The sequence below is a fragment of the Pseudomonas donghuensis genome, assembly GCF_000259195.1.
Lineage (GTDB): Bacteria > Pseudomonadota > Gammaproteobacteria > Pseudomonadales > Pseudomonadaceae > Aquipseudomonas > Aquipseudomonas donghuensis.
The window spans coordinates 1-9,006 of record NZ_AJJP01000221.1; the positions used below are offsets into that span (position 1 = coordinate 1).

A 9,006-nucleotide genomic window follows, 5' to 3' on the forward strand; every position below is an offset into this window, starting at 1 on the left:
CCTGATCAAGACAGTTGCTCCCACAATGGATCTGCATGCGCCGCAACTGTGGGAGCTGGCTTGCCAGCGATGGGCCGCAAAGCGGCCCCGGATCCTCAGGCCTGCAAGAACCTCTGCACCGCCTCGCAAATCATTTGCCGATGCCGGTCCTTGACCGCCTTGTCCTCGAAATCCACCTGGAAGATCTCGCCAAAGGTATGCCGGTTCGACACCCGGTAGAAACAGAACGAGCTGATCAACAGGTGCACATCCAGCGCCTCCAGCCCCTGGCGGAAGACGCCCTCGGCAGCCCCACGCTTGAGCACTTCATCCAGCGCTGTCAGCACCGTCTTGTTCATCGAGCGAATGGTCGACGAGCGCTTGACGTACTCGCCGTGGTGCATGTTCTCGTTGCAGACGATGCGCACGAAGTCGACGTTGCGATCATGGTGATCGAAGGTGAACTCCACCAGCCGGCGGATGCCCAGGCGTGGCTCGAGCTCGGCCAGGTGCAGGTTGCTTTCAGTGCTGCGGATATCGCCGTAGAGCTTCTCCAGTACCTCGACGTACAACTGCTCCTTGCTGTTGAAGTAGTAGTAGATCATGCGCTTGGAGGTTTGCGTGCGCTCGGCGATCGCATCGACCCGGGCGCCAGCCAGCCCCTGCTGGACGAACTCGCTGATTGCCGCCTGGAGAATGTTCTCGCGGGTCTTTTCCGGGTTGTTCTTGCGGCCCTTGCGCGGCGCTTGTTCAGGGGCTGCGCAGAGTGCTGGGGTAGTCGTCATACGGGACTCATGGCCATCGGTTAACCCGGCAATTATGAGCCCCGGGTGCTGAGTAAGGAAGCCTCGCCGCCTGTGCTCTACAACTTGGCCTGCGCCGGCGCGCCGGCACGGGCCTTGGCCATGGCGGCCAGGCGCACGGCGACGTTGGCCGCACCATAGCCACTGTAGCCGTTACGCCGCTGCAGCACTTCGAAGAAGAAGCGTTCCTCGAACGGCTCGGTATACACATGAAACAGTTCACCACCCTGGGCGTCGCGGTCGTACAGCACGTTGTAGTAGGCCAGCTCGCTGAGAAACTCGTCGTCGAAATCAAAGCGCGCGGCAAGGTCGTCGTAATAGTTGAGCGGGATGTCGAGCAAGGCCACGCCGGATTCCTTGGCCTGTTTGACCGCAGCAAAAATATCGGCGCAATCAAAAGCGATGTGGTGCACGCCCGAGCCCCGGTAATGCGACAGGGCATGGGCAATCGCTGTGTTGCGGTTTTCCGAAATATTCAGCGGCAGGCGGATCGAGCTGCAGCGGCTGCGCAAGGCGCGGCTCTTGACCAGGCCATAAGGGTCCGGCAGCACGACTTCGTCATCGGCGCTGAAATCCAGCACGCTCTTGTAGAACAGTGCCCAGCTGTCCAGGCCGTCGGCCGGCAAGGCCAGGGCCATATGGTCGATGCGGGTCAGGCCCAGGCTGTTGCCCGGTTGTACCTGCACACTGAAATCGGTGTCATAGATGGTCCGGCCCTGGGCGTCCTGGTCAACCAGGTAGATCAGGCTGCCGTCCGGTGCGCGCACCGCGGCCAGCTCGCGCTCGTTGGGGCCGACCAGGCCACGGTAAGGCTGGCCATGGTAGGCCACGGCACGGGCCAGGGCCTGGGCGCTGTCCTTGACCCGGATCGCCGTGGCGCACAGCGACGGACCATGGCTTTCAAAGAAGTTGTGGGCGAACGAATAGGGTTCGGCATTGAGGATCAGGTTGATGTCGCCCTGGCGCAGCAGGCTGACATTCTTCGAACGGTGCACGCCGGCGCGGGTAAAGCCCAGACGCTCCAGCCAGATACCCAGCTTGGCCCCCAGGGCATCGTCGACGGCAAACTCAAGGAACTCGATACCGTCATAGGCACTGGCAGGCGGTGGGGCGAACAGCAGGTCCTCGCTGGCGGGCGCTACGCGCTCTTGCTCAAGACGCTGACGGGTTTTTTCTTCCAGATACAACAGCGAGCGCAGGCCATCGGCGGCATTGGCCCGTGGCGGCGCGGCGCGGAATCCATCGTTGAAGATTTCCAGCGACAACGGGCCACTGTAACCACTGGCCAGGATCGGTGCCAGAAAGCCTGCCAGGTCGAACTCGCCCTGCCCCGGGAAGCAGCGAAAATGCCGGCTCCACTCCAGCACGTCCATGGCCAGGATCGGGGCATCGGCCATCTGCACGAAGAAGATCTTGTCCCCCGGCACTTGGGCGATGGCCCTTGGGTCGCCCTTGAGCGACAGGGTGTGGAAACTGTCGAGGATCATCCCAAGGCTGGCATGGTCAGCGGTTTTGACGATGTCCCAGACCTGCTCCCAAGTGTTCACATGGCGGCCCCAGGCCAGGGCTTCGTAGCCGATGCGCAAACCACGGGCACCGGCCCGTTCGGCCAGCAGGCGCAGGTCGTCCACCAGCACCTGGCGCTCTGCAAGGGAGTCGGCAGCGACGTTGCTGCACACCAGCACCAGATCGGTGCCCAGCTCCTGCATCAAATCGAATTTGCGCTCGGCCCGCTCCAGGTTGCGCGCCAGGCGATCGCGGCGGCAGCCCTCGAAGTCGCGAAACGGCTGAAACAAGGTAATTGCCAGGCCCAGGTCGGCGCAGCGCTGGCGAATTTCACGCGGGCTGCCGGCGTAGTACAGCAGGTCATTTTCAAAGATCTCGACCCCATCGAAGCCCGCGGCGGCGATGGCTTCGAGCTTTTCTGGCAAAGTACCGCTCAAGGATACGGTGGCGATCGAACGCTGCATTATTCTGGCTCCGATGGGCAGGCAAAAACCGGGTAGAGGAATTATTGGCGTTGAGCAATTTTTGCTCAATAAAAAAGGTACGAACTAGTTAGTTTTGTGTTCGATTATCGCCCAAAATAGCGTTCGATGAATTGACCCTTTTTTGACCACAGGCGCACCATTTCGACATGGGGCAAGTGACCCACGAGCCAAAAGCTCCCCGCCACCTGCCAACTACTCGACTGCCGAACACCTCGGCGACCGTTGCGTTGCGTTCCACCCCAAGGCTTGACCCATAAACATAAAAATACGGGTAACCCGCGATGATCCACTCTCAACCCACCCGCATGGCCCAGCCTCTGGGCAGTACTCCGCACGCAGGCATCGGCGACAAGCTGCGTGGCGCCATGGCCGTCGGCAAGACCCGTTGGGTCATGCTCGCCCTGGTGTTCTTCGCCACCACCTTGAACTACATCGATCGCGCCGCTCTCGGCGTGATGCAGCCGATCCTGGCCAAGGAAATGAGCTGGACGGCGATGGATTACGCCAACATCAACTTCTGGTTCCAGGTCGGTTACGCCATCGGCTTCGTGCTCCAGGGCCGCTTGATCGACCGGGTCGGCGTCAAGCGCGTGTTCTTCTGCGCCGTGCTGCTCTGGAGCCTGGCCACCGGTGCCCACGGCCTGGCGACCTCGGCAGTGGGCTTTATGGTCTGCCGGTTCATCCTTGGCCTTACCGAAGCGGCCAACTACCCGGCCTGCGTCAAGACCACCCGCCTGTGGTTCCCGGCCGGTGAACGGGCGGTGGCCACCGGCATCTTCAACGCCGGCACCAACGTCGGCGCCATGTTCACGCCGATGCTGCTGCCGTTGATCCTCACCGTCTGGGGCTGGCAAGCAGCGTTCATGGGCATGGGCGCGCTGGGCCTGGTGTGGGTGGTGTTCTGGGGCCTGAAGTACTTCAACCCCGAAGACCACCCTAGCGTCAGCAAGGAAGAACTGGCCTATGTGCAAGGCGAAGCAGAACCGGATCAGGCTCGCGTGCCGTTCTCACGCATCCTGCGCATGCGCGGTACCTGGGCCTTCGCCCTGGCTTACTCGGTGACCGCGCCAGTGTTCTGGTTCTACCTGTACTGGCTGCCGCCGTTCCTCAATCAGCAATACAGCCTGGGCATCAGCGTGACGCAGATGGGTATCCCGCTGATCGTCATCTACCTGAGTGCGGATTTCGGCAGTGTCGGCGGCGGCATTCTCTCCTCGTTCCTGATCGGCCGCGGCATGGCCCCGGTCAAGGCGCGACTGCTGTCGATGCTGTTGTTTGCCACCACCATCATCGGCGTGATCTTCGCCGCCGGCGCCAACAACCTGTGGGTCGCGGTACTGGCGATTTCCCTGGCGATCGCCGCGCACCAGGCCTGGACCGCCAACATCTGGAGCCTGGTAATGGACTACACACCCAAGCACATGATGAGCACGGTGTTCGGTTTCGGCGGCATGTGCGCGGCGATCGGCGGCATGTTCATGACCCAGTTGGTCGGCTACATCCTCACCACCACCAACAACAACTACACCCTGCTGTTCACCATGATCCCGGCCATGTACTTCATCGCCCTGACCTGGATGTACTTCATGGCCCCACGCAAGGTGCCAAAAGTCGAGGCCTAACGGCGCCTCTGCAACCAGGCGGCGCCCAGGCCGCTCAGGCAGATCAAGGCAATCCCCACCAGCCCGGCCATGTCCGGGCTGTGTCCGAACAGCACCAGGCCGAGAATCCCGGCGAACACGATCTGGCAGTAGCTGAACGGCGCCAGCATGGCCGGTGGCGCATGGCGAAAGGCCTGGGTCAGGAACAGGTGCGCAGTCATCCCACAAGTGCCCAGGGCTACGGCCATCAGGCCGTGGATCAGGCTCGGGGTCTGCCAGAACATCGGCACCACGGCGCTCATTACCAGGGTGTTGAGCAGGCCAGTGAAGAAGTTGCTGGTGGTCGGGCTATCGGTGCCGCTGAGTTTGCGCGTCAGCAACTGGTAGAAGCAGAAGCACAGCGCCGAGCCGAACGGCAGCAATACCGCCGGGGTGAACAACGCCCCACCCGGATGAATGATCACCGTCACCCCGACGAAACTCACCAGCACCGCCACCCACTGCCCACGCGTGACCTTCTCGCCCAGCAGTGGCAGCGACAGCGCCGTGACCAGCAACGGCGCGAGGAAGTTGACCGCCGTCGCCTCGGCCAGCGGTATGTACTGCAAGGCCGTGGTAAACAACAGGCTGGTGCCCAGCAGGCACAAGGCCCGCAAGGTCTGCAGCCCCGGCCGCCGGGTACGCAGCACGCGCAGGCCCGACTGCGGCAGGAAGATCACCATCATCAGCAGGGTGTGCACCAGGTAGCGCGCCCACACCACCCAGAGAATCGGGTAGAACCCCGCCAGGTACTTCGACAAGGCGTCGTGGCTGGCGAACAGAAAAGTCGCCAGCACCACCAGGGCAATGCCCTTGAGCGGTTGGCTGACAGCGTCGAGCGCAGTGGGACGGGGCATCGATAAAAGCTCGCAGGTTCAGAGTTGACGGAGCAACTGATGGGTCTTGTCCAGGGCCATCTGCGCCCGCTGCAAGGCACTCAGGCCCTGGTCGCGAACGGGAATTTCCAGGCTCAGGGCGATATTTTGCGGCAGGCTACGCAGCAGGCCGGGCAAATCGCAATTGCCGTTACCGGGAAAACGCCGCTCGTTGCGCGCCTGGCGCAGGATTTCAGCCATGTCGTCCGGGCGCGGGCCGGCCACGTCGCACAACTGCGCATAGCGTAGCCGCGAGGCCGGGACCTGGCGCAGTTCTTCCAGCGAGGACGCCGAGCGGTCGAAGTGAAAGGCGTCGACCAACACCCCGCCATTGTCGCGCCCGGCCTGTTCGACGATACGCCAGGCCTGGGTGAGGTTCTTGGCGTCGGTCCAGGGCATGAACTCCAGGTGTGGGTGCAGGCCGTATTGCCCGGCCAGGTCGCAGAGGGCGGCGAAGTTGTCGGTCTGGCGCTGTTCGTCGGGGTCGTTGCCAGCCACCAGCAACTCGCTGGCGCCAAACTCGGCGCCCACCGCCAGCAAGGTCTCGAAGTCGGCCACGCGGGTGTCGGGTTTGAGCCGCAGTATCTCCACATCCAGCACCTTGATGCCGGTGTCGCGCAGGCGCGCGGCAGTCTGGCGACGCAGGCCAGCGTCGGCCACCAGCGGGAAGTGGTGCTCCTCGGCCGTGGCCGGCTCCAGACGCAGGCCGACATGGCTGTAGCCGGCACGGGCGGCGACCTCGACCATGTCCACAGGCGACAGCTCGAGTACCGTCAGGGCGGCGAGGGACATCACGCGTTGCGTCATTGTTGTTGTCTCGGCGGGTTGAACTTGGAAATATTTAGAACCCAGTTCCAATTTCAATGCAAGCAAAAAAACGACACCCATCACTGGCAAGCCAGCTCCCACAGGTTCGGTGTATGCAGTCCCTGTGGGAGCTGGCTTGCCAGCGATGCTTTTAAACGAACAACTCGGACGCAGGGCTCGCCGCCGACAACTCCGCCACCGCCGCCAATAACACCGGCGCCAGTTCGTGCATGCGCGCCTCGCTCATCCGCGCGCTAGGCCCGGCAACGCTGAGCACTCCTAGCGCGTGACCGTCGAGCGGGTGACGCACTACTGCCGCCAATGCCGAAGTACCCACTGCCGAACTTTCCACCACCCAGGCATAACCATGCTCGCGGGCGATGCGCAGGCGCTCCAGCAACTCGGCATTGGATTTCGGCGCATTGGGGCCGAAATCCGCCGGGTCGGCAATCCCTTGGCGCTCCACCAGCAACAAGGCCTGGGCATCGCTCAAACTCGACAACCAGGCATGCCCGGAGGCGGTGTAGAACAACGGCGCATCACGGCCCATGTCGGGGTCGTAACGCAAGCCGGAACGGGCGCCCTGGGCCTTGGCGATCCAGGTCTGGCGCTCACCGTCGATCACCCCCAGGCGCACCAGTTCACCGGTCTGCTGCGCCAGCTGATCGAGGATCGGCTGGACGATATCGGCACCGCTGCTGGCCAGGTAGCGAAAGCCCATCGCCACCAGGCGAGTGCTCAGGTGGTAACGGCTGCTCTCGACGTTCTGGCGCACATAACCCAGGCGCATCAGCTCGGCGAGCATGCGATGGGTGGCGCTCTTGGGGATGTCCAGCTCTTCGGCCAGGGTCTGCAGGGGCAGCCCGCGCGGGGCGCTGGTAAGGCGTTCGAGAAGGTTGAACGCGCGTTCGATCTGACTGCCGGCCATGGTCATGGTCCCTGAAATTTGTGCCGATTCTAAAGAGCCCCGGCGAAAGCGCAAATCACTGTCCGATCTTCGCCCACTTTGTCGTGGCACGCCTTGGCTGGGCAATCTCTCGAACCGTAGAATATGGAATCAAGTTCCAAAATATAACAAAACTTGTTGGAGGATACTGCCCATGCCCGTCGACACCCCGCTGGTCGAATGCGATGTACTGGTCATCGGCTCCGGCGCCGCCGGACTGGCCGCTGCGGTGACCGCCGCCTGGCATGGTGAAAAAGTCATCGTGGTCGAAAAAGACCCGGTGTTCGGCGGCGCCACGGCCTGGTCCGGCGGCTGGATGTGGGTGCCGTGCAATCCGCTGGCGCAGCGCGCCGGGATCATCGAGGAGCGCTCGCAGCCACGTACGTACCTGGAACATGAACTGGGCGAACGTTTCGACGGGCAGATGATCGATGCGTTTCTCGAGGCGGCACCCAACATGGTGTCGTTCTTCGAGCGCCATACCGCCCTGCAATTTGCCGACGGCAATGGCATTGCCGACATTCACGGCAATACCCCTGGCGCCGGCACTGGCGGGCGTTCGGTAATTGCTGCACCCTACGATGGCCGCCAGTTGGGCAAAAAGTTGCTCACGCGCCTGCGCAAAACCCTGCGCGAAACCTCGTTCATGGGCATGCCGATCATGGCCGGCAAGGACCTCGGTGCCTTCCTTACCCTGACCCGTTCCTGGCGCTCGTTGCTGCATGTGAGCAAGCGCTTCAGTCGCCACCTGCTCGATCTGGCAACCCACGGCCGGGCCCTGCAACTGGTCAACGGCGTAGCCCTGGTCGCGCGGCTGGCCAAGTCGGCTGAAGACCTCGGCGTGTTGCTCTGGGAATCGGCAGCGGCTCGCCAGTTGATCCGCGAGCATGGCCGGGTCAGCGGTGCGCTGATTGAAACCGCACGCGGGCCGATCCGAATCAATGCGCGCAAGGCCGTGGTGCTGGCCGCCGGCGGCTTTGCCAATGACGTCGAACGGCGCAAGGCGCTGTTCCCGCGTACACCTACCGGCCACGAGCACCTGGCCCTGCCGCCGCTGGGCGTCAACGGTGACGGCCTGCGCCTGGGCGAAAGCGTTGGCGGCCAGGTTGCCGATGACCTGCACAGCCCGGTGGCCTGGGCGCCGGTGTCGCGGGTGCCGCACACGGACGGCAGCATTGGGCATTTCCCGCACATCATCGATCGGGCCAAGCCCGGCATCATCGGCGTGCTCGCCAACGGCAAGCGCTTCGTCAACGAAGCCGACGGTTACTACGACTACGTCAGCGCCATGGTCGCCCAGGCGCCGGGGGACAAGGTCGAGTCGTGGCTGATCTGCAGCCATGCCTTCCAGCGTCGTTATGGCCTGGGCATCTCGCGGCCGTTTCCTTTACCGGTGCAGCCGTTGATCAAATCCGGCTACCTGAAAACTGGCGACAGCATCGAAGCCCTGGCGCGGGCCTGCGGGATTGACGCTCAGGGCCTGGTCGCGACCGTCGCCGAGTACAACCGGCATGCCCGCAACGGCGAAGACCCGCAGTTCGGTCGCGGCTCGACGCCTTACAACCGCAAACAGGGCGATGCCCTGCACGGGCCTAATCCGTGCGTGGCGCCGATCGAACAGGGGCCGTTTTATGCGGTGAAAGTCGAGCCGGGCTGCTTCGGCACCTTTGCCGGGCTCAGGACCAACGCCAATGCGCAGGTGCTGGACGAGCACCAGCAAGCAATTACCGGGCTGTATGCGGTGGGTAGCGACATGGTCAGCATCATGGGCGGGCATTATCCGGCGGGCGGAATCAATCTGGGGCCGGCGGCGACCTTTGGTTACATCGCCGGGCGGCATATTGCCGGGGTGACAACGTACGAATGAGGGAGCTCTTGGGGCTGCTGCGCAGCCCATCGCCGGCAAGCCGGCTCCCACAGGTCGGGCGCACGCAGGTCTATTGTGGGAGCAACTGTCTTGATCAG

Annotated in this window: 7 protein-coding genes; 2 read left to right on the top strand and 5 right to left on the bottom strand. The window is 63.2% G+C overall.

The annotated features are described in order from the left end of the window. Window positions 1-95: 95 nt before the first annotated feature. Both UW3_RS0102185 and quiC read right to left on the bottom strand, forming a co-directional pair. On the bottom strand, window positions 96-764 hold the full coding sequence (locus UW3_RS0102185; protein WP_010220550.1) for a TetR/AcrR family transcriptional regulator: 669 nt from the start codon (window positions 762-764) through the stop codon (window positions 96-98). Between the two features lie 77 nt (window positions 765-841). Beyond that, window positions 842-2,752: a 3-dehydroshikimate dehydratase QuiC gene (quiC, locus tag UW3_RS0102190; RefSeq protein ID WP_010220551.1), complete on the bottom strand. Its 1,911-nt coding sequence runs from the start codon at window positions 2,750-2,752 to the stop codon at window positions 842-844. 302 nt (window positions 2,753-3,054) lie between these two features. On the opposite strand from quiC, the gene UW3_RS0102195 reads away from it, so the two are divergent. Continuing rightward, complete coding sequence (locus UW3_RS0102195) at window positions 3,055-4,395, top strand: MFS transporter (protein WP_026001163.1); 1,341 nt, start codon at window positions 3,055-3,057, stop codon at window positions 4,393-4,395. Here the strand turns inward: UW3_RS0102195 and UW3_RS0102200 are convergent. From UW3_RS0102200 to UW3_RS0102210, 3 genes are all read right to left on the bottom strand, one after another. Further along, window positions 4,392-5,270, bottom strand: coding sequence for a DMT family transporter (locus UW3_RS0102200; protein WP_010220553.1), 879 nt, complete (start codon window positions 5,268-5,270; stop codon window positions 4,392-4,394). The two genes, UW3_RS0102195 and UW3_RS0102200, sit on opposite strands and share 4 nt — an antisense overlap. A gap of 18 nt (window positions 5,271-5,288) precedes the next feature. Beyond that, window positions 5,289-6,095 (bottom strand): sugar phosphate isomerase/epimerase family protein, encoded by an 807-nt coding sequence (locus UW3_RS0102205; protein WP_010220554.1) that lies wholly within the window; start codon window positions 6,093-6,095, stop codon window positions 5,289-5,291. Window positions 6,096-6,246: 151 nt separating this feature from the next. After that, the gene (locus UW3_RS0102210) at window positions 6,247-7,023 is read right to left on the bottom strand and encodes an IclR family transcriptional regulator (RefSeq protein ID WP_010220555.1); all 777 of its coding nucleotides are present in this window, start codon (window positions 7,021-7,023) and stop codon (window positions 6,247-6,249) included. Between the two features lie 172 nt (window positions 7,024-7,195). Here UW3_RS0102210 and UW3_RS0102215 point away from each other — a divergent pair, with 172 nt between their 5' ends. After that, complete coding sequence (locus UW3_RS0102215; protein WP_010220557.1) at window positions 7,196-8,908, top strand: FAD-dependent oxidoreductase; 1,713 nt, start codon at window positions 7,196-7,198, stop codon at window positions 8,906-8,908. The last annotated feature ends 98 nt before the right edge of the window (window positions 8,909-9,006 follow it).